16 protein-coding genes are annotated in these 21,065 nt (G+C 37.6%); 6 read left to right on the plus strand and 10 right to left on the minus strand.

Translation table 11 applies throughout. The features are described 5' to 3' along the window. Positions 1 to 494: 494 nt before the first annotated feature. Complete coding sequence (locus NFU46_RS12475) at positions 495 to 1,709, plus strand: hypothetical protein (protein WP_054563104.1); 1,215 nt, start codon at positions 495 to 497, stop codon at positions 1,707 to 1,709. Positions 1,710 to 1,767: 58 nt separating this feature from the next. Here the strand turns inward: NFU46_RS12475 and NFU46_RS12480 are convergent, their stop codons facing one another. Continuing rightward, complete coding sequence (locus NFU46_RS12480) at positions 1,768 to 2,643, minus strand: DNA replication terminus site-binding protein (protein WP_251602246.1); 876 nt, start codon at positions 2,641 to 2,643, stop codon at positions 1,768 to 1,770. Positions 2,644 to 3,078: 435 nt separating this feature from the next. Between NFU46_RS12480 and NFU46_RS12485 the strand changes: the two genes are divergently transcribed. Then, positions 3,079 to 4,428, plus strand: coding sequence for a class II 3-deoxy-7-phosphoheptulonate synthase (locus tag NFU46_RS12485; RefSeq protein ID WP_054563102.1), 1,350 nt, complete (start codon positions 3,079 to 3,081; stop codon positions 4,426 to 4,428). Between the two features lie 62 nt (positions 4,429 to 4,490). Here NFU46_RS12485 and NFU46_RS12490 read toward each other — a convergent pair whose 3' ends face one another. After that, positions 4,491 to 5,300 (minus strand): pyruvate, water dikinase regulatory protein, encoded by an 810-nt coding sequence (locus tag NFU46_RS12490; RefSeq protein ID WP_058584340.1) that lies wholly within the window; start codon positions 5,298 to 5,300, stop codon positions 4,491 to 4,493. 151 nt (positions 5,301 to 5,451) lie between these two features. Here NFU46_RS12490 and ppsA point away from each other — a divergent pair, with 151 nt between their 5' ends. Then, positions 5,452 to 7,827 (plus strand): phosphoenolpyruvate synthase, encoded by a 2,376-nt coding sequence (gene ppsA / locus NFU46_RS12495; protein WP_251602248.1) that lies wholly within the window; start codon positions 5,452 to 5,454, stop codon positions 7,825 to 7,827. 392 nt (positions 7,828 to 8,219) lie between these two features. On the opposite strand, the gene NFU46_RS12500 is transcribed toward ppsA, so the two are convergent. Then, on the minus strand, positions 8,220 to 8,429 hold the full coding sequence (locus NFU46_RS12500) for a PGPGW domain-containing protein (protein ID WP_175079942.1): 210 nt from the start codon (positions 8,427 to 8,429) through the stop codon (positions 8,220 to 8,222). A 147-nt stretch (positions 8,430 to 8,576) separates the two neighbouring features. On the opposite strand from NFU46_RS12500, the gene NFU46_RS12505 reads away from it, so the two are divergent. Next, positions 8,577 to 11,621: an FAD-binding and (Fe-S)-binding domain-containing protein gene (locus NFU46_RS12505; protein WP_251602250.1), complete on the plus strand. Its 3,045-nt coding sequence runs from the start codon at positions 8,577 to 8,579 to the stop codon at positions 11,619 to 11,621. 36 nt (positions 11,622 to 11,657) lie between these two features. Here the strand turns inward: NFU46_RS12505 and NFU46_RS12510 are convergent, their stop codons facing one another. Then, entirely contained in the window at positions 11,658 to 12,845 is a 1,188-nt protein-coding gene (locus NFU46_RS12510) for a sodium:proton antiporter (protein WP_251602252.1), read from the minus strand. Beyond that, entirely contained in the window at positions 12,845 to 14,056 is a 1,212-nt protein-coding gene (locus tag NFU46_RS12515; protein WP_063530343.1) for a tyrosine-type recombinase/integrase, read from the minus strand. The genes NFU46_RS12510 and NFU46_RS12515 overlap by 1 nt, the downstream gene beginning before the upstream one ends. 134 nt (positions 14,057 to 14,190) lie before the next feature. Between NFU46_RS12515 and NFU46_RS12520 the strand changes: the two genes are divergently transcribed. Both NFU46_RS12520 and NFU46_RS12525 read left to right on the plus strand, forming a co-directional pair. Further along, complete coding sequence (locus NFU46_RS12520) at positions 14,191 to 14,754, plus strand: YSC84-related protein (protein WP_175081424.1); 564 nt, start codon at positions 14,191 to 14,193, stop codon at positions 14,752 to 14,754. A 1,004-nt stretch (positions 14,755 to 15,758) separates the two neighbouring features. Continuing rightward, positions 15,759 to 16,106: a hypothetical protein gene (locus NFU46_RS12525; protein WP_251602254.1), complete on the plus strand. Its 348-nt coding sequence runs from the start codon at positions 15,759 to 15,761 to the stop codon at positions 16,104 to 16,106. 293 nt (positions 16,107 to 16,399) lie between these two features. On the opposite strand, the gene NFU46_RS12530 is transcribed toward NFU46_RS12525, so the two are convergent. The 5 genes from NFU46_RS12530 to NFU46_RS12550 all read right to left on the minus strand — a co-directional run bounded on the left by NFU46_RS12530 (position 16,400) and on the right by NFU46_RS12550 (position 21,052). Beyond that, positions 16,400 to 16,765 carry a hypothetical protein gene (locus NFU46_RS12530; RefSeq protein WP_251602256.1) on the minus strand — a complete coding sequence of 122 codons (366 nt, stop codon included), beginning with the start codon at positions 16,763 to 16,765 and terminating at the stop codon, positions 16,400 to 16,402. Continuing rightward, on the minus strand, positions 16,765 to 17,766 hold the full coding sequence (locus NFU46_RS12535) for a hypothetical protein (RefSeq protein WP_251602258.1): 1,002 nt from the start codon (positions 17,764 to 17,766) through the stop codon (positions 16,765 to 16,767). The genes NFU46_RS12530 and NFU46_RS12535 overlap by 1 nt, the downstream gene beginning before the upstream one ends. Next, positions 17,766 to 18,716: a TniB family NTP-binding protein gene (locus NFU46_RS12540; protein ID WP_251602259.1), complete on the minus strand. Its 951-nt coding sequence runs from the start codon at positions 18,714 to 18,716 to the stop codon at positions 17,766 to 17,768. Before NFU46_RS12540 ends, NFU46_RS12535 begins: the two co-directional genes overlap by 1 nt. A gap of 9 nt (positions 18,717 to 18,725) precedes the next feature. Then, a complete protein-coding gene (locus tag NFU46_RS12545) occupies positions 18,726 to 18,998 on the minus strand; it encodes a hypothetical protein (protein WP_251602260.1) in 273 nt (90 codons plus the stop codon). Positions 18,999 to 19,069: 71 nt separating this feature from the next. Continuing rightward, positions 19,070 to 21,052: a hypothetical protein gene (locus NFU46_RS12550; protein ID WP_251602262.1), complete on the minus strand. Its 1,983-nt coding sequence runs from the start codon at positions 21,050 to 21,052 to the stop codon at positions 19,070 to 19,072. Positions 21,053 to 21,065 lie beyond the last annotated feature (13 nt).

Raw genomic sequence — 21,065 nt, forward strand, 5'->3', positions numbered from 1 at the left:
CGCAGATCAGCCAATTACTAAGCAAAAAATGAGCTTTCAACTTATACACAACTTAACCACTGCTTTACTCACAAAAATAGTGGTGTAGATCAACTTTTTACTAACTAAATTATAAAGTTATGCACGGAGAGCATGACTAAAATGCACAATAAGTTGGTATGGATCTGATCTATAGTTGGTACAGATCAGATCTATGCTAACTTAAGAGCTGTTTATCCACATGGAGTTTTAAAAAAGCGATTTATGTCGTGTTAAATCGCTTTAAAAAGGTGATTAACAGGACATAATCTGAACTGAGTTAGTAAAATCGCGACCTATCAACTATAACTTAGTAAAAATCTGATCTGAAAATCAGCAATTACGAAACAGTTAGTATAAAACTGATCCGAAGAAATTAATTATGATCGGATCAAGTTTATACTAACTTAAACATTTAACTTTTGAAGTTTTATGTGTTGTTATTAACTGTCGAAGAAAAATTGGAAATAAGAACAATGAGCCGAAAGGTCAACATCTCGGTAGATAACTTACCCGATACATTACGCGGGCAGATCCACGGGGTGGAAAGTGCAATAGATAATGAAAGTCTTGCACTATTTACAGACAACAAAGATGTGCGTGTTTCAATTGAAAATGCTGCACATGGTTTGAGAGCTTACTCAAATACATTTAATCATTATGATCTATGGGGACGATTTGTCCGTTCTGGTCATAAGAAGCTTCCGGTTGAAGAAGCACCAAAGAAAACCATCGTTACACGAAAAATCTCTGAAAAAGTAGACGGCATTCTATATGATGGTGAAATCAAAATTACACCTGCGGTAGTAAGCACAAGAAAAGATGGTGAAGATGTTGAATATCTTGTTTGGCCATCTGATCGTGAAGAAAAGGTCGAACGTGCTTTAATTCGATTAGCCTCTAAAGGTAAAATTGTAAAAATCAATTTTAAGTCTGGTATTCAATACGCAGTTGTTTTTTCAATGAATGAATTAGCGCAAGAGCTGAAAGCTGTTGGTCAGTCGATGCCTTATCCGCAAATCAAAGAATCATTAGAAGCATTACAAGGTTCTAAACTTTCTTTTAAATATTCAGCAACAGATACGCGTAACTCGGATATTGATGACTCATTTTACGAATCGAACATGAACTTTTTATCGTCGCTTCATTTTAGTGGTAAGAAAGGTCAGGGCGGTAACGTAAAATGTGTAGCTTGTTTGAATGCCTTCGTTCATAACATGATCGATAACCTTGAATACAAAGGTTACTACTTTAATAGTGCTCAAGAATTAAAACGTGGTTTATCTCGTTGGATGATGCTTCGTTTATATCATTTATGGCGTTATGCGGCACCGGGTAAGACCTACCATTTCCGACTATTATCGATTATGGAAAAATATGGCTCTATTTATTCAACAGACGAAATTACCGAGAATAAATTAAAAGCATTGCGTCGTGATATGACAACGACAATGAAAGACTTAATTGAGAAAGGTGCAATCTCTGAATATAACATTACCAATGTTAAAGATGACAAAACGGGTAATATTATTGATTACACATATGAGATGCATCCATCTGATCAATTTTGTGATGAGATTCTTACGCTGAATAAGCATAACAAACGAATCGAAATTCAAGGTGGTAAGCGCATTGTTGAAAATGCTGTTTTAATCGATGAAGATAAAATTGAAGAAATAGTAGAAGACTAAATTTTTAAATACTGCTAACTATAAAGAAAAGGCCACATATGTGGCCTTTTTAACATAATCAATCTGTTACTTGTTCTAAGTAAAGTCTATCAACTAAGAAATCGTATTCTCTTTTTCGAGGATGACTTTCTGGTTTTTGGTAATCAGATAATGTACCAAGTTTTACATCTGGTTCTGGGTTTATCAAAATAAAAGGTAAAGCAGCACTGACATGATATCGGTTTTGAGCTGTATACCTTACATTAACTTGTGGACTAACTCTTGTTGGTCTACGAATTCGTAATTTTTCTTTATCACCTAAACTTGCAACACGACTTTGCTCTTGAGCAACAAGCGCTTGCCAAGAGTGTTGGTCGATCATTCTTGGATTAGAATAACTAGCCGATTTATCGAGCATTGCTAAGGCCATTTTTTTAGTTAGCGTTTTAGTTGCGTGTTTGTGCATCCAAGTAAAACGAACAGAGTAGGGCGATTCAGTTTCAAAATGGATCTTACGATATGCAGCAAGTGTAATGAGATTAGGCACAGCATTGTGAACCGCTTCAAATCGTGCATCATTATTATCGATAGCTATTACACTATTTTTAAAATCAGCTTTGGCTTTATTTAATTGATTTATCCTTGCAATGAAATGTTGCTTATCGACATCTTTTAAAACTAATAAACCTGGATGTCTTTTTAATACTCGACTACTTAATCCTGTCTTTTTATAAAAATCACCATATGAATTTAGAATTAACTTATGAGCATCATCGCCTTCAATTTTTTGTACACTAATTGAAGAAGGGACTTTCTTTTCGTCGTTTATATCGATCTCTGGCAATTGATAATATGATGCCTTATGAAAACCCACTTCCTTTAATTCTTCACAAAACAAATGAGTTAACTCACTTACTAAATCAAACTGACTGCGTATTTCTAACTTCGTACTCATAGGAACACATCTTACTTTTTGTTATTTGAATTGTAACCTTATCCTCTGATTACTTAAAGTTAAATTTTTATCACTGCTGACCTAATCTTCCAGCTTTATAAAGTATGATGTGTTCTCATTATTGTTTGCTAGTACAACTTTTGAATTTGATCAATGTAGGACCTAAAAAGTATATTTTAAGCATGTAAAGCTAAGGTTACAGTAAGGCTTTGATTAAGTAAGATGTGTTCTTGTGCTGTGTAGGAACAAATAAGGTGGTCAAAGAAGTGTAACTAACTGGTTTGAAACAATAAAATGTTGGAACCTTAATTGTTATTTTCGAAACTATTTATCAAATAACGAAATAATCGTAAATAGCTGAATATTGTCCTTGAACTTAGTACGTGCAATAAGTTAGTTTTCGTTAACGGTCTATGTTAGGAATGAGGAAAGAACATGCAATCGTGGAACCCAGACAGCTGGAGAAAACTGCCGATACTTCAGCAGCCAGAGTACCCAGATCAAGAAGCCCTTAAATCTGTTGAAGGGCAATTAAAAAGCGCACCACCTTTGGTATTTGCCGAAGAGACGCGTAGTTTATACAAACAACTAGAAGCTGTATGCGAAGGTAGAGCCTTCTTATTACAGGGTGGTGATTGTGCAGAGTCATTTAGTGACTTTAATGCCGCAAATATCCGCGATACATTTAAAACCCTTTTACAAATGGCCGTTGTTCTAACTTATGGTGGTAAATGCCCTGTAGTTAAAATTGCGCGTATGGCAGGCCAGTACGCTAAGCCTCGCTCATCAGATTATGAGACAATTGACGGTGTATCTCTGCCTTCGTACCGTGGTGATATCATCAATAACTTTGAATTCACAGAGCAAGCACGTGTACCCGATCCGCAGCGTTTAATGACGGCATATCATCACAGTGCAGCAACGTTAAATTTATTACGCGCATTCGCGCAAGGTGGTTTAGCCGATTTACATCAAGTAAACCGTTGGAACATGGGTTTTGTTGCTGCAAATCCACTTAAAGAGAAATACCAACAGCTAGCAGACAGAATTCAAGATGCGCTTGAATTTATGGAAGTGTGTGGTATCGACTCAACCGTTGCACCGAGCTTAAAAGAAACAGACTTATTTACATCACACGAAGCGTTGTTATTAGGATATGAAGAAGCACTAACACGCCGTGACCACTTATCAGGTGATTGGTACGATTGTTCTGCACACTTTGTTTGGATTGGTGAACGTACACGTCAACTTGATCATGCACACATCGAATTTTTTAAAGGTATTAAAAACCCAATTGGTGTGAAGGTTGGCCCAGGCATGGACCCAGATGAGCTAATCAAACTTATTGATGCAGTTAACCCAGATAACATTCCTGGTCGCTTAACGTTAATTACACGAATGGGCGCTGATGTTCTTCCAGAGAAACTACCGGCACTAGTACGTAAAGTACAACAAGAAGGCCGTAAAGTTATTTGGAGCTCAGATCCAATGCATGGTAATACAGAGAAAGCGAGCTCAGGTTATAAAACACGTAGCTTTAATAATATTCTTCGTGAAATTAGCCAGTTCTTCGCAGTACACAAAGCTGAAGGTTCATACCCTGGTGGTGTTCACCTTGAAATGACTGGTCAGCACGTGACTGAATGTACTGGTGGTGCGTATGGATTATCTGATGAAGATTTAGCACAACGCTACCGCACACAGTGCGACCCACGTTTAAATGCGGATCAAGTTTTAGAACTAGGTTTCTTAGTTGCTGATTTATTAAAAGACGCACGTAAGTAACACTAAGTTATTAAAAAAAGGCTGCACATTGCAGCCTTTTTTAATGTCCGATACTAAATAAGTTAGTACTTACGCCTTTCAAGTCCAGTGTCAGATATAATCTTTGCAGAAATTTCTTCTACTGAATGATGAGTTGAATTTAAAAATTGAATCTTCTGCTTTTTATAAAGCATTTCTACTTCACGTACTTCGATACGACATTGTTTTAAAGATGCATATTTTGAATTTGCCATACGTCGCTGGCGAATATCGGCAAGGCGAACAGGGTCAATCGTTAAACCAAAAAGTTTATGTTTGTAAGCTTTTAAACACTCAGGCAGGGTACCTCTTTCTAGATCATCTTCTGTTAGCGGGTAATTCGCTGCTTTAATGCCATACTGTAATGCCAAGTATAAACTAGTAGGTGTTTTACCGCTTCGGCTAACACCCACTAAAATAATGTCGGCTTCAGAGTAGTTTTTAATGTTAGCGCCATCATCATTGGTCAACGCATAGTTAACAGCATCAATACGAAAATCATAACTTTTCTCGTGCATTGAATGCGTTCTATGAACCTTCGGTACTGGCGCAACTTTTAACTCTTGAGAAATTTTATCACTGTATTGTGATAAAAAGTCATAACACACCGCGCAAGACGATTTTATAATTTCACTTAGCTCGTGGTTTACAAAAGTGAAGAACACGAGTGGCTGTTCACCATCACGTTGCGCTGTTGAATTAATTAAGTTCTTAACTTCAATTGCTTTTTTTTCTGTTTCAACAAAAGGAATTGTTTTGTGATTAAACTCAACAGGAAACATAGATAAGGTCGCATGACCAAACACTTCAGAGGTGATTGCTGTTCCATCAGAAATATAAAATGCAGTTCTCATATTTAACCTTTTTATTACCTTTATCTGAAAATAGGGGCTTCACGGTTTACGTGAGGTCTGTTGCCAGTGTAGAATGACTACGACCTTTTTAGAAGGTTTTCTTTCTTAACTCTCACAGTTAGTACTACAATTTGTTTATGGAGAAAGATCCGTGCAAGAATACGTTCTCTGGTATCAAGAGCTTGGTATGCAAGATGTTCCTCGTGTTGGCGGTAAAAACGCTTCACTAGGTGAAATGATCTCAAACCTAGCTAACGCTGGTGTTCAAGTGCCAGGTGGTTTCGCTACAACCGCTGATGCATTCAATGAGTTTCTAGAGCAATCTGGTTTAAACTCAAAAATCCACGATATTTTAGACACATTGGATGTGGATGATGTAAATACACTCGCTAAAGTCGGTGCCGAAATCCGCCAATGGATTATCGATACACCATTCCAACCAAACCTAGACCAAGCCATCCGCGACGCATATAGCCAACTACACGGCGACGCATCACAAGATGTTTCATTTGCAGTTCGCTCATCTGCTACAGCAGAAGACATGCCAGACGCTTCATTCGCAGGACAACAAGAAACGTTTTTAAACGTACGTGGTATTGATGCAGTAATGACTGCTATCAAACACGTGTTTGCCTCACTATTTAATGATCGCGCTATTTCTTACCGTGTTCACCAAGGTTATGACCACCGTGGTGTTGCATTATCAGCTGGCATCCAACGCATGGTTCGTTCAGATAAAGCAGCTTCAGGTGTTATGTTCAGTATTGATACTGAATCTGGCTTTGAAGATGTTGTATTTGTCACTTCAAGCTATGGTCTTGGTGAAATGGTTGTACAGGGTGCTGTAAACCCAGATGAATTTTATGTTCATAAACCAACGCTTGCTAACGGTAAACCTTCAGTAGTTCGCCGTAATATTGGTTCAAAAGCAATTCAAATGATTTACTCTGCGGATGAATCACATGGTAAGCAAGTAGAAATTGTTGATGTAGATCCGTCACTTTCAAACAAATTCTCAATCACAGATGCTGAAGTTCAAGAACTTGCAAAGCAAGCTGTGATCATCGAAAAGCACTACGGTCGTCCAATGGACATCGAGTGGGCAAAAGACGGCAACGACGGTAAACTTTACATCGTTCAAGCACGTCCAGAAACAGTTCGTTCAAACGAAGACGCTAACGTTATGGAGCGTTTCCAATTAAATGGTACAAGCACTGTTGTTGCTGAAGGCCGTGCAATTGGTCACAAGATTGGTTCAGGTACAGTACGCGTACTAGATTCAATTGATGAAATGGACAAAGTACAACAAGGTGACATTCTAGTTACTGACATGACTGACCCAGACTGGGAGCCAATCATGAAACGTGCCGCTGCGATTGTTACAAACCGTGGCGGTCGTACTTGTCACGCGGCAATCATTGCACGTGAATTAGGTATTCCTGCAGTTGTTGGTTGTGGTAATGCAACTGATTTAATTCAAGCAGGTCAAGATGTAACTGTTTCTTGTGCCGAAGGTGACACAGGTTATATCTACGAAGGTATTTTAGATTACGAAGTACTTACTTCACGTGTTGATGAAATGCCAGAGTTACCAATGAAAGTTATGATGAACGTAGGTAACCCTGATCGTGCATTTGACTTTGCACGCTTACCTCATGCCGGTGTTGGCCTTGCTCGTGTTGAATTTGTAATCAACCGTATGATTGGTGTTCACCCTAAAGCACTTCTTAACTTTGATGCTCAATCTGACGAGCTAAAAGCTGAAATCTCAGAAATGATGGCAGGTTATGAATCACCTGTAGAATTCTATATTTCTAAGCTTGTTGAAGGTATTGCAACACTAGGTTGTGCGTTTGCACCTGAGCGTGTCATTGTTCGTATGTCTGACTTTAAGTCAAACGAATATGCAAACCTTGTTGGCGGCCAACAATATGAGCCGGAAGAAGAAAACCCAATGATTGGTTTCCGTGGTGCAGCACGTTATATCTCTGAAGATTTCCGTGACTGTTTCGCGTTAGAGTGTGAAGCGATTAAACGTGTTCGTAACGAAATGGGTATGACTAATATTGAAATCATGATCCCATTTGTTCGTACGCTTGAAGAAGGTAAGCGCGTTATTGAATTACTAGAAGAACATGGCCTTAAACGTGGCGAAAATGGTCTGAAAGTAATCATGATGTGTGAATTACCATCAAACGCGTTACTTGCAGATGAGTTCTTAGAATATTTTGATGGTTTCTCTATCGGTTCAAACGACTTAACTCAGTTAACATTAGGTCTTGACCGTGACTCAGGTTTAATTGCGCATCTATTTGATGAGCGTAACCCTGCAATCAAGAAACTATTATCAATGGCTATTCAAACTGCTAAAGCAAAAGGCAAATACGTAGGTATTTGTGGTCAAGGTCCTTCAGATCATGAAGACTTTGCAGCTTGGTTAGTTGAACAGGGCATTGATTCTGTTTCTCTGAACCCAGATACAGTATTAGAAACTTGGTTATATCTTGCTAAGAAATTAGCCGACTAAGTACTTTATTTAACTAAAATAAAGATTCTAATATAAAAAATGCCAGCACTTAGCTGGCATTTTTGTTACTTCGATGGGCGTGTTGACCTTTTATGATTGATTTTGCAGCAGTGTGTTTGGTATTTAGGCAAGGCAGAGCCTGTGTAGTGTGGTTTTTTCACATAAATAGGCGATAACGCAGCATCAATGCCAAACACGCGTTGCCCTTCTGGTTCTTTCTAGGGGCGATTAACTCTTTGTTACCTACATGGATGTAGGTAAGGAGCGTGAGCAGGACGCGGTAGCTTTGCTCGATTTTTACTTAGTCCACTAGGTTACAAATCTCGCGCCGCGATTAAATCGCCCCTAGAGTGAACAAAGTCTAATCTACAAAGGGCAACACGCCCTTTAAATCAGCGAGCAAGTTTTTTATCGATATAAGCACATGACTTAGTCAGAGCCTTTTGGCACACGGTTAAATAATCACGCGCTTTAGGATAATAAAAAGATAAACAGAAAAGCCCTGCAATAAAGAAGATCAGCGACGGTCCGGGAATAATGACAAAAACTAAACCCAATAACATGCACAAGGCACCTAAACTGATTAATGCAATTTTTTTCATCTGACTATCTCATTTGCTGCTTTAATAAACAGTATAAAAGTATTACCCCTGAAATCGATAAAAAGAGTGTTACAAACTGTAAAATCTTCAATTTATCTTAGCTATTAGCATGATATAATTTGCAAAATGCCTTAATTTATCACCGTCATGATAGCAACAATAAGCCAACAACAAGCCGCCACAGAACTCGTATCTAATTACTTAGAAACAATTAAAAAACAAGGTTTTAGTGGTGATACCGATGCAAGCTTTTCTACACGTTTAAGTTTATCGACCGATAACAGCGTTTACCAACAGGTACCTCAAGGTGTCATCTTTCCAAAGTCAGCAAAAGACATACAACTTGCTATGCAAATTGCTTCACGTGATCCTTTTTTATCACTGACTTTTGGTCCACGCGGAGGCGGTACAGGTACTAATGGCCAGTCGCTAACCCCAGGTATAGTTGTTGATTTATCTCGCTACATGCGTGAAATCTTAGAGATCAATGTCGAACAAAACTGGGTTCGCGTGCAAACGGGTGTAATAAAAGACCAATTAAACGACTTTTTGCGTCCTTATGGTTTTTTCTTTGCGCCCGATTTATCAACAAGTAACCGTGCAACAATCGGTGGAATGATAAATACAGATGCATCAGGTCAAGGCTCTTTGGTTTATGGCAAAACAAGTGATCACGTTTTAGGACTGACAACTTATCTTGTTGATGGCACTGAAATGTCAACAACTCCTATGCCTGTTGAAAAAGCAAAAGTAATTGCTGAACAAAACACGACAGTAGGTAAGTTATATAAAACAGTTCTTGATATTGGCCTTGAGAATCGAGACGCTATTTTAGAAAAATTCCCACGCTTAAACCGTTTTCTTACCGGCTACGATTTAGAACATATTTTTTCTGATGATTTACAAACCTTTGATATGAGCCGATTAATTACTGGTTCTGAAGGTTCATTAGGTATTGTAACTGAAGCAAAACTAAATATTACGCCCATTGCTGAATTTAAAACATTAATAAATATTAAATACGACAGCTTTGATTCTGCACTTCGTCATTCACCATTTCTAGTTGCAGCAAATGCAACTTCTGTAGAAACAGTCGATAGCAAAGTACTTAACCTTGCTCGAGAAGATATCATTTGGCATTCAGTATCGGACTTAATAACCGATGTTGAAAACAAAGATATGCAAGGACTCAACATGGTTGAGTTTAATGCCGTTTCACCTGAAGATATTAAAGATAAAGTAGACACTCTCTGTAAGCTACTCGATGAATGTGTTGAAAAACAAACTAATGGGGTGATCGGTTATCAGTTAACGAATGACAAAGCTGATATTTTAAAAATTTATGCAATGCGTAAAAAATCAGTAGGCCTTTTAGGTAATGTAAAAGGCAATCAAAAACCGTTAGCTTTTGCTGAAGATACTGCAGTACCACCAGAAAACTTAGCAGATTTTATAGTCGAGTTTCGTGAACTTCTCGATAACCACAACCTACAATATGGTATGTTCGGTCATGTTGATGCCGGCGTATTACACGTAAGACCTGCACTAGATATGTGTGACCCTGAGCAAGAAAAATTACTTCGTCATATTTCAGATGAAGTCGTTAAACTGACTGCTAAATATGGCGGCTTAATGTGGGGTGAGCACGGCAAAGGATATAGAAGTGAATATGGCCCTGAATTTTTTGGCGAGCATTTATTTACACAACTTCGAAAAATTAAAGCGGCATTTGATCCAAATAACAGAGTAAACCCTGGTAAAATCTGTACGCCAATTGAAAGTAAAGACTCACTCGTTTCTGTTGACGATCAAAAGCGAGCCTGGTTCGACAAAGAAATTTCTATCGATGTTAAAACAGAATTTAATAACGCGATGACCTGTAATGGTAATGGTCTGTGTTTTAACTACGATGAAAAATCACCAATGTGTCCATCTTATAAAGTAACAGGTGACCGCCGTTATTCACCTAAAGGTCGCGCAAGTTTAATGCGCGAATGGTTGCGACTTCAAGAGTCTGAAAATATAGATTTACTCAATGTCGAAAAAGAATTAGTTAATGGCGAAGTAATCACTTGGTGGGAACGCTATCAACATAGTCGCGATAAGAAAAAAGGTGTTTATGATTTCTCTCACGAAGTGAAAGAATCAATGGATGAATGTTTAGCTTGTAAAGCATGTACAACTGCATGCCCAATAAAAGTTGATGTACCAACATTCCGTTCACGCTTTTTAAATTTCTACCACAGTTATTATGCTCGTCCTGCTAAAGATTACTTAGTTGCAGGCATCGAACAAACTGCGCCGGTGATGGCAAAGTTTGCTAAAGTGGTAAATCCAATTGTAAATACAAAGCTTGTTTCAGGTTTAATTAAAAATACCATTGGTTATGTTGATACGCCAAGCTTAAGCGTACCGCAACTTTCTAAACGTATTTCTAAAGATCAGCAATTTAATTTTGAATTACTTAACTCGCTTTCAAAAGAACAACAAGCAGAGTATGTACTAATAGTTCAAGATCCATTCACTAGTTTTTACGAAGCTGAATTAGTCGAAAGCTTTATTAAAGTGATTAAAGCGCTAGGCAAAAAACCGATGCTATTACCGTTTAAACCAAATGGTAAAGCTCAGCATGTAAAAGGTTTTTTAAATGAATTTAAAACAACAGCAAAAAATGCAGCTGAGTTTTTAAATTCACTGAGTGAAATCAACGCGCCTTTAGTTGGGCTCGATGCATCTTTGGTTATGTGTTACAGAGATGAGTATGTCTCAATATTAAAAGGTGAGCGTGGTGACTTTAAAGTTGAATTAGCTCATGAATGGCTTCAAACGCAAAACTTTAAACAAGTTACTCTTGCCACTACAACGAATTCGCCATTTAAATTATTAAGTCATTGTACTGAAACAACAGCAATGCCGAATGCTTCTAAAGTTTGGCAAACCATTTTTGCTGATCTAAATTTACAACTCGAAACTACCAATACAGGTTGTTGTGGTATGGCAGGAACGTACGGCCACGAAAAGCAAAACCAAGAAAATTCACGGGCTCTTTATGAAATGAGTTGGCAACCAATTATTTCTAATAATGAGCCTGAAACCATTTTAGCAACTGGCTTTTCTTGTCGTAGTCAAGTGAAGCGCTATGAAAAATTTAAACCAAAGCATCCACTGCAATTAATTGCAGAGCTACTTTAAGTTGTAAAAATAACAAAGGCGCTCAACGCGCCTTTTTTATTGGTAACTTTTTGCGATGGGCTTGGTACTCATGCCATGAATGAACACACTAAATAAAATGGTTGTTAATGTTACTGTGGCAATTTGTTCTTTGTTTGCAATTGCTGTATCCATAACCATTAAAGTGAAAACGATAGACGCCAAACCTCGAGGACCAAACCACGCAAAAGTCAATTTGTCTTTAAAATTTAGATTAGTAAACATAAGTGAAAGTAGTACCGGCACAATTCTAAAAATCGTAACACTTAATAACGCATAAAAAACAATTGGCCAGGTAATATCATTCACAATTAAGTGACCACATACAAAACCGAATAAACACCAAATAAGTAGGGCAACGAATTCAGCGATATGCTCAGAGTCTTTAACTAATGTTGAGCGTATTTTTTTAGGTGCTAAGTAATCAAATAAAAGTCCCGCAACAAAAACAGCTATAAAACCACTGCCATGAAAATTTTGTGTTAAAGAGAAAATGGCCATCACTAAACCAATCAATAAAAATGGACTGCTATTATTTGCAAAGTAATGACGTGCTAATGCAATTTTTAAAAGTGGAATAAATACTGCCATCGACACACCTGCAATAACCAGTGCAACACCTAACTCTCTTGTAAAAACAAGTAAAGTATCAATTGTCGTTACAGCACTTTCTGGATTTTGAGCTAATAAAAGTAAAACTAAAAAGATGGGTACGCAAAGGCCATCGTTCAAACCACTTTCCGTATTGATTCCTTCGCGAACTTTTTCTGGTACCGATGTACATTCTAAAATTCCTTTGCTAAGCGCAGCATCCGTTGGTGTTAAAATAATCGCGATCAAGGCAGATTGAAAAAGTGATAACTCCGAAAAGAAAAACAATCCACCGGCAACACCTAACAGTAATGTCATCGGCAAAGCCACAAAAAGTAGCAGGCTAGGGTACTGATAACTATGTTTTAATACGGGGAGTTTTGATTTTGCTGCATCGGTAAATAAAAAAATACTTAAGGTTAATTCAACCAAAGGTAAAATGTCGCTGAGTCCGGCTTCGCCTAACTTAAACTCACTCGGCAAAAAGTAAGACATTGCAATTCCGACCAACACAAAAAACATCGGCCCACTAATTTCTGTTCGCTCTAATTGCCGAATCGTCAGTGAGTAAAATAATAAAGCTAAACCGACTAACGCCAGTATTGTATATTCCATTAAACTTTCCTTTTTATTCCAGACTTTGCACGTTCTTTTATATTTGTTTGAATATAAATTTGATCCGTCGTAGCGATTTTTGCATGACCTAAATCTTCAGATAAATGTTTTAGCGGTCTTGTTTGAGCATCGTGTGTTGCACCGGTATGTCTTAACCAATGAGCAGTCGCCGCTTCAAGTTGTTCCGCATCATCTTTAAAGCCGTCTTGTAAGAGAGACTGTTTTGCTAAGTCAAAACTTTGTTGTACCAAACGACGAATTTGTCGAACAGTCATTCCCCCTTTACCACGAATTTTGTGAACAAGCGGCTCAGCTTCATCAACACGGGGCAGGGCAGGTAAACCACGGTAAAGCCTATAACGTTTTAGATAAGATATAAAATCTTCACTTAAGGTAACATCGCGTAATTTGTTACCTTTACCCATAATTCTTAAAAACCAAAAACCATCATTATCTTGCCAAAAATGTGACATAACCGGCGACCACTGAGGGCGCTCGGATAACTCAGAAATTCGTAGATACAATCCTTTTAAGCAAGCGAGAGTAAATAAATTTCTTTCTAAATCAGGTTGTTGCTCACATAAATCTCGAGTAACGCCAAATACATACTCCCATTGAATATCACTGAGTGTATCGGGAATTTTTATTTGCGATTGCACAACTAAGTAAGGGCTATTCTTTTTAACAACCGGTACAAAGTTAGCAAAGGTTTTTTCTTCTAAAATTGCAAACTTATAAAAAACATTGAGCGCAGTAAACATAGCGGCGAGTGTTTGTTGGCTAGCTATATTTTCTTTATTGATGAAAGGGCGCCAATTTGTATTGAGCCGTCTTATGCCTTGTTCATCTTTATAACGCCATTGCACTGAATTTGATAACCAGGCTGAATCTGGTTCAACCATAAAATCAACATAAGCTTCAATATCGTCACGTTTTAGATCAAATACCGATTTTTCAGCAACCAACCACGACCATAAACAAAAACGCTCAAGTTCATTTCGAAAACGATTAAATGTGGCTTCTGATTTTCGGCCATACACATATAAAAACTGATAAAGAAAAACTAAGTCATTTTTTGATTCAGCAACAGTCAATCCAACTTGATGTATAAAGTTATCAAGTTCTGGATATTCTGTTGCAAGAGTATCATCTTCAAGATGGGCAATTTGGTAACGCAGTTGTTTTAGTGTATCGACGAGAGCAACGAGCATAATGATGTAATATCTTGTAAAATAGCTAGTTATAAGATTACCATAAAGTCCGATACTGTCTAGTATTGGACTTAATATATCTTTAGTATTTGCAACATTAACTAGATTGCCATACTAATATTCAAGGAATATGTATGAAAAAGTTTATCGCTATTAGTTTAGTTTTAATCACTTCAATTTTAACCGGTTGTGCTACAACAGGCAGTGCATCTCCCGATGAAAAACGTGCTTTAGTACAAAGCATGAAAAACAATACATTAAGTGAGCTTTACACTCAAAAACCTGATGTTAAACAACAAATTGCTAACTCTGCTGGTTATGCTGTTTTTGATAATGCCAATGTAAATGTTGTTTTAGCCAGTTTTGGCGGTGGCTATGGTGTTGTTAAAAACAACCTAACCGGTAAATCAACTTACATGAATATGGGTGAAGCGGGTTTAGGTCTAGGTTTAGGTGTTAAAGACTTTAATGTTGTGATGGTCTTTCATAACCAAGCAGCAGTAAATCGCTTTATTGAACATGGTTGGGCATTCGGAGGAAATGCAGATGCAGCAGCAAAATATGAAGATAAAGGTGGCGCTTTAGTTGCCGAAGCAATTGCAGACCAAGTAACTGTTTACTCTTTAACCGAAAATGGCCTTGCGTTACAAGCGGTACTGAAAGGCACTAAGTTTTGGGTAGATTCTGAGCTAAATTAAGCTATTTAAAACCCTTCTAAAAGTGGGCTAGTTAGCAATGGTAATCGCGGTTAACTCTGAAATTCTTTGATCTATGATAACTAACTTTATCAATTAGTTAAGATATTTGAAGTGGCTCAAAGTTGATCCAAAAATGAAAATGGTTGTCATTTTTGACAATTAGAATGCAATTTATTTTGAGGATAAATTATTATTAATGTTCGTAAAAACAAAACCTTCAAGTCTCTATATTAAACTACTCCAGCATTCGCATAATTTCAACTTTTTTGTAAATTATAAATATGTTAGTAGGAGGGGGAATACCGCCAAACAACCTATAATTAGTTATTTAATTAGCCTCGTTTTAAGGTTTTTTATGGTTAGTCAGTTTGATTTTAATACGGATGGGTTCTATGAGCATAAATTTGAGAGACAGCCACTGCTAAATAGGGGGTCTTTCATGGCTAACTCAAGCAAAATTTTCACAGGTGTAATCAAGGTGCTTTAGTCAACGTACTGAGTATTCCTCAGAAGAAGTTGGTACTGTTTGCTTATTACGAATGTAATGTTAGCTCCGCTATTTATGGGGTAAACATATCAACCACTATATTGATAAACCATTCTTGATGCCCTTTCTATAGTTACTAAAGCTAAAGTTATAAGGTCATGAAATTTAAAATTAAAAAATTATAGTGGTTTATTAAGTCCTCAAAATAAGGGGATAATAAAGCACTATCGCGCATTTATTCTTTAGTTTACGGATAAAATGATTGAAATTCGCACAGCAAGATGTTTTTGTAATAGTGCTTATTTCCACTATAGTGTCGATTTTTGTCATTAATAGTGAAAAAAAGCATTATTATGCGAGTGTTTTTTTGATACTAAACTGTATGAAAAAACAACAAAAATTAAGACTGTACCTAGTGGGAAAAGAGGTCAATTCAGCTCGGAATATACAGTATGCTATTAACTTAGTTACGTATAGCGGGTAAACTTGGCTACTATGGTTTCTTCAGTTTTCTATCATGAATATTCTGTTTCTATGCACTGCTAACATCCAGCGTAGCAAGACTGCTGAAGAGCTGTTTAGTGCTGCTGATAAGACTAACGTTTATCGTTCAGCAGGACTCAGCACAAAATATGTTCGAAAGGCAAGGTCAACTATGTGTACTGAAGAGATGTTGCAGTGGGCCAATGTGGTTTACGTTTTTGAACAACTGCATATTGAGCGGATTCGCGAATATACTGGCGATGTTTACCTCCACAAAATTACAAATCTCGAAATCGAAGATAACTATAAATACTTTCAGCGCGAACTGATATTGCTGTTATTAGAGCGTTTACCGCTCAGGGTCGTGACAGCTTCAATGTGATAATAAAACCTCAAACGTAATAATGCTTATCATCACTACGATGACATCATACCATCACAATAGTATTGCTTAATTCTATTACATACATCGCACTAGCATCATGGAGCTTCATCAAGATCCATAAAAAATTACTTGGTAAACTTGTTGAATTTGATTGACTTGCAGACCTCTGAATTTACGAACTGTCCAGTGTATTTAATTCCAGTGTCCACATGTCGGCAGCGGCTACAGAACACTATTTATGCCAACTTTGGAGTGATTAAATAGACTAAGCTTAAAACAATAAAATATGCTCATGCTTCATCAAATAGGACAAGTTCTAACTGCTGGCTGTTATACTTCTTACACAACAGCATTGCATCACGACAATAGCATAGGTTATCGGCACCAGTCTGATACCATCCAGGCATTGGTAACAAACCTCTTTTGCGAGCTTCGATAAGTTTCGACTTTTTCATTTTTGTAATACGAGAAGCTTGTTCAAGCGTGATTAGTTCTTCTTGTTTAGTATTCAATAAACGCTGGCAAAGGGTTTTGAGATCAGCTTCGTCTACCAAAATTGAATCTAAAATAGTTTTTCCAGGGACAAATTGGTGATCTAGACTTGTATCGTAAATGAATCTTATTACATCTGACGTTAAAGTTAGATGATTGCTCATTAACGTTTCATATGACTTAAAGGCTTTAGACTCAGTAACTTTTCTTTAGATTGGTTAACTAGCATCTCAAATAACGGCATCACATTAATCACCGATCCTGCACTTAGTCGATTTTTTGTCAACGTTTCGATTAACCCCAAATCTTTGATAATAGACAACTCATCTTGGTTCATATGAAGTAATCGAGTGGCCCAATCAACATTTAAATAGTGTTTCAAGTGACCAACCTGAAAATCCGCTGGAGAGTTATACTTATCGCGTGACAAACTCTCAATACCTACCCATTTGGAAAGGAGCATTGACTTCAATAGAGTGAATGAGTGAAACCTCAAATTTGCTGGCAGTATATGTGGTGAATGTTGCCATTGGTTATGACACCAATCGAATATCACTTTTTCATTATTTAAGAACGCAAGCCCATCAGCGACGGCTTGCGGAAAATTCTGTGTGTCGATAAATGCTTTTTGTTTTACGTAAGTTGTTATTTGCCCCTTTATAAACTGGTTTGCCACTAAACAATCTAGCACTTGATCTGATGACAACTTATATGGAACGTCAACTGGTTTAAGTTTACACCCACAACTAGGGTTAGTACATCTAGCATCAATTAGATCTACATCCCATTTCAAGGTATGACCACAGGACATACAACTGGTAACTAATGGTTTGCTGTGGTGAGCACAGTAATGAGTATTCCCTTGTAAGTGCTCCTCTCTTATTAAGCCTAACTGCTCTAAGCAAGCGATACAGACTTTAGGATGAATATAACGCACATTTTTCCACAATGCATTACTGGTGCTTTGAAATAAATTTCCTTCTCTAAAGGCTATAAGTGGCAGCGAGTTTTGCACTTTCAGGAAGTTATTTTTTACCGCTGCATCAACAAAGCGAGCTTCAACCATATCTTGCACGTATAGAAAACCATTACGACTAGCTAAACGCAAAAGGTAACCAATCAGGGATTCCTCCACCAAATGTTTTGGTTTAACTGTAAGATTCATTATTCAGCTTCCATCTTTTCTCGTATCGCCACAATTTGAGTCTCAACCGCCGTTTCATCGTAAATTGACTCATCAAATGGATTTGCACCAAAGTCACGAAGGTTCATGTCATAGCTGAGCTTCAGATAATGTAATAATTCTGATTTATCTTTTACTGGTGAAAAATCATATTCCTCAAATAAAGTAGCTAAATGACTGAATGTTTTATGTCGCTGAGCCAAATAGAGTCTGTCATAGAGATCACTATCTGATTTATTTAAGGTTGGTAGATGGTTCGACTCCAAAAAGAAATTTACGCACTTCAACCATTTGGTCGTTCTTGGTTTAAGTGGCCTTAGCTCAACAGATGGGTACATATCACGGGATAATTGCTCTTCGTCGATTGGGATATCCGCATTTTGCCCAAACGCTTGTATGCGTAATGCTTTTGGTGTGCCAAAAAATACAATGGGTAAGTTAAACTCTTCTAATATCTCTTTAAAGAACTTAACCATGCGTAACCCCTGGATGCCTTGTTTTTCTGGTAAGGATTGTTGGCACTCATCAAATAGTAATAGCTCTACTTTATGCTCTTTTAATAAATGTTTTACTTGATGACGGAGTTTATATCCCGTGCGATCACTGATAGGTTTTGCGCCAATAGCTAAGACCAATTGCTCCATCAAATTCGAGGGAATATGAGTATTTTCGAGGATTTTTATACGCAGAACTGGAATGATTGTGGCTTCAACACAATCTATCCGTTCAAAGCAAGATTCATACACTTCTGCTAGCGTTGACTTACCAGCGCCGGACAACCCAAAAATCAATTGGCCTTTTTGTTTGGGTCTGAACTTAGATTTGTGAGTACGAATAATATGTTCCCAAGCTTCTTGCATTGCACTGTACTTAAATAGATGTTCAGGAATTTCAGGCTCGATAAATGTCTGCTCTACAACGGTTGCAATCATCTTAAATTGTTACCTCTTTGTATACTCTGGTGCGTTTAATACACTGGATACATTAGGAACTAAGATGGTGGTTGATTCCGAGCCTCCTCCAATGTTAACGATATTGATTTGACTTAAGTTGTTTTCGTTATACTCGATCTTAACATCAACGGCGGCACCAACATTCAAGTTATTATAATTTTGAAGATACAATTGCTTTGCCTCCTCACTTTGAAATCGTTGACCGTATAACAAAACACAACCGTGTCGATTGAGCTTACGATGAACTGTTTTTTTAGGCATAAACTGCGCTCCTTTGGGTATGAATTTATCTAGTAGAACTTAACAATATGTCGTCTATTAGTTGGTATCTGCTAACATAGAACGTCGTTCTCCTCATCATCTGGGCTAGGCTTAGGAGGAATAGGTGGTTTGCGGCCCTGTTGCTTTGTTTTTTTATCTTTAACTTTTTTGTCTTTTTTAGTCTGAGAAAACTTTTCATGTGATTTCTCAATAACTTCTTCAGCTGTTACGTTATTTTCCAAGTTTTCTTCGTAAGATTGACCTTCTTCAGAGCGTGAAGCAGGGGCTTTCTTTTTCCGTTTAGGGAGACGGTCTAACTCAATAGTACAAATTCCGCGACGTTTAACAGGTGCCACATTGATTTCATCGAATGACACAGCACTTTTCATGCGATGAATGTTTCGATTAGGTACTAAAATGGACGTAGTATGAGAATCGCCTGGTTTGACGACACTTACCGTAATGTATCGAGCATCTTCATCAAAATACTCAGCTTCAACTTCAATAGGAGTACCAAACGGAATACCTATACAACATTCTAAATATAAGTCTTTTGCTTTTTGGCTTGAAAATTTCTGGCCGCGCACCTGAAGCCACCCTCTACTTTGTAATTTATGTTTTTTCTTTTGTTTAAAAAGATGAAATGCGGCCAGATGCATATCGTAATGGCACGGTAATATCGGCCTTTCCAAGTTACCTTGCATCCAACGTTGATGAGGGGTCATCCCTAAACTAGGGTGTTTATCTATCAAGTGGTATTGATGAAGCCATTTTTGTAGCACATGTAAAAAGTCACTGTAATGCATACAAGCGGCATCTTTAACTTTTATTTGTCGCCTGCGTTCATCTTCTTTATAAGAGCGTCGTCCTAAAAACCCTGGTAAGCCAGAGACGGAATTTCCTTTTCGATCTTTGAGTTGAACCTTTTTGAAAAATTCATCTACTAACAAATCATTAAACGATTCAACAAATGGTTTTTTCCACGGCTGCCCAGGTGGTGTCCAATAGGGATCGGTTATTCGTAATTGTTCTAGTATGCGATAAACCCACTGGTTTGCCATGCCTGGGCCATTATCGAGCACAACACCATGCGGCACACCACAATACGGCATTTCGTCAGAGTAGGGCGTAAGCATTTCTTTAAATAAATTAAGTGTGCCCTTAGAAGACTCCGCATTACCTACTTCGACGGTGATCCCTAAAATAACTCTAGTACAGCAATCAATGGCAATATACATGCTGACGCTGCCTGCATAGGTGTCATCATCAAAGAAAACACCAAAATTAAATTGAACTCGGTCAATTTCAACTCGCTGTAATGGGTAAGGAATAACAATTTCGTTAGAGAGTGTCCGTGCTATCTTAGCTCTGTAGCTGTGATCAGAATATGCGTATTCTAAATCAGCCGAGTTCATCTCGTCTTTAAGGCGATAAAAATGCCGCTCTTCAATAATATCCTCGAATTTATTTCGATTTTTGAGGTCTTCAGCTTCAGCACGATATAAATCATAGATCGCCCGTATACTCGGTTTTGTATCGGAAGATAGGTACTTGTTAAAAATAAATGATTTAGCATGTTGAACTGTACGAGGATCCTTCCTCCCTGGTCTTGATTCATGTTTAGGGGCAAGGTCAGTGTCACGTTTATGCACTCGCCACGCAGCTTTCCATCGACTTAACGTTGCTAGTGCTGGCATATTTAAGGCAAACTCTGGATGCGTCTCTTTCAGTTCGTTTTTAAGCAACTTCAGAGCTTCATTTGTAATACCTTCACCTTCAATCATACCTTGATGGATAAGGCGCTCATGTGCGAGCACGTAAACTAAGCGCTTTTCCATTACGGCTCGACGATTAGGCGATAAAATATTACGCGGTGTAATGAGTCGGTGAGGTTCTATTTGTTTTGTTGCTAACGCTTCTAAAAATTCAGATATACTAAAAACTCTAGGCTTTCGTCCTTCAATATCTTCTAGATAAATATTATTTGTCGTTGTTTCGATTATCTCAAAGGTGCTGCCATCTTCGATAAAATCATAGCGAGTCCCTTTATTCATATCCTCCCTAGTC

Origin of the sequence: Pseudoalteromonas sp. NCCP-2140 (assembly GCF_023708065.1) — a bacterium.
In the GTDB taxonomy this organism is placed as follows: domain Bacteria; phylum Pseudomonadota; class Gammaproteobacteria; order Enterobacterales; family Alteromonadaceae; genus Pseudoalteromonas.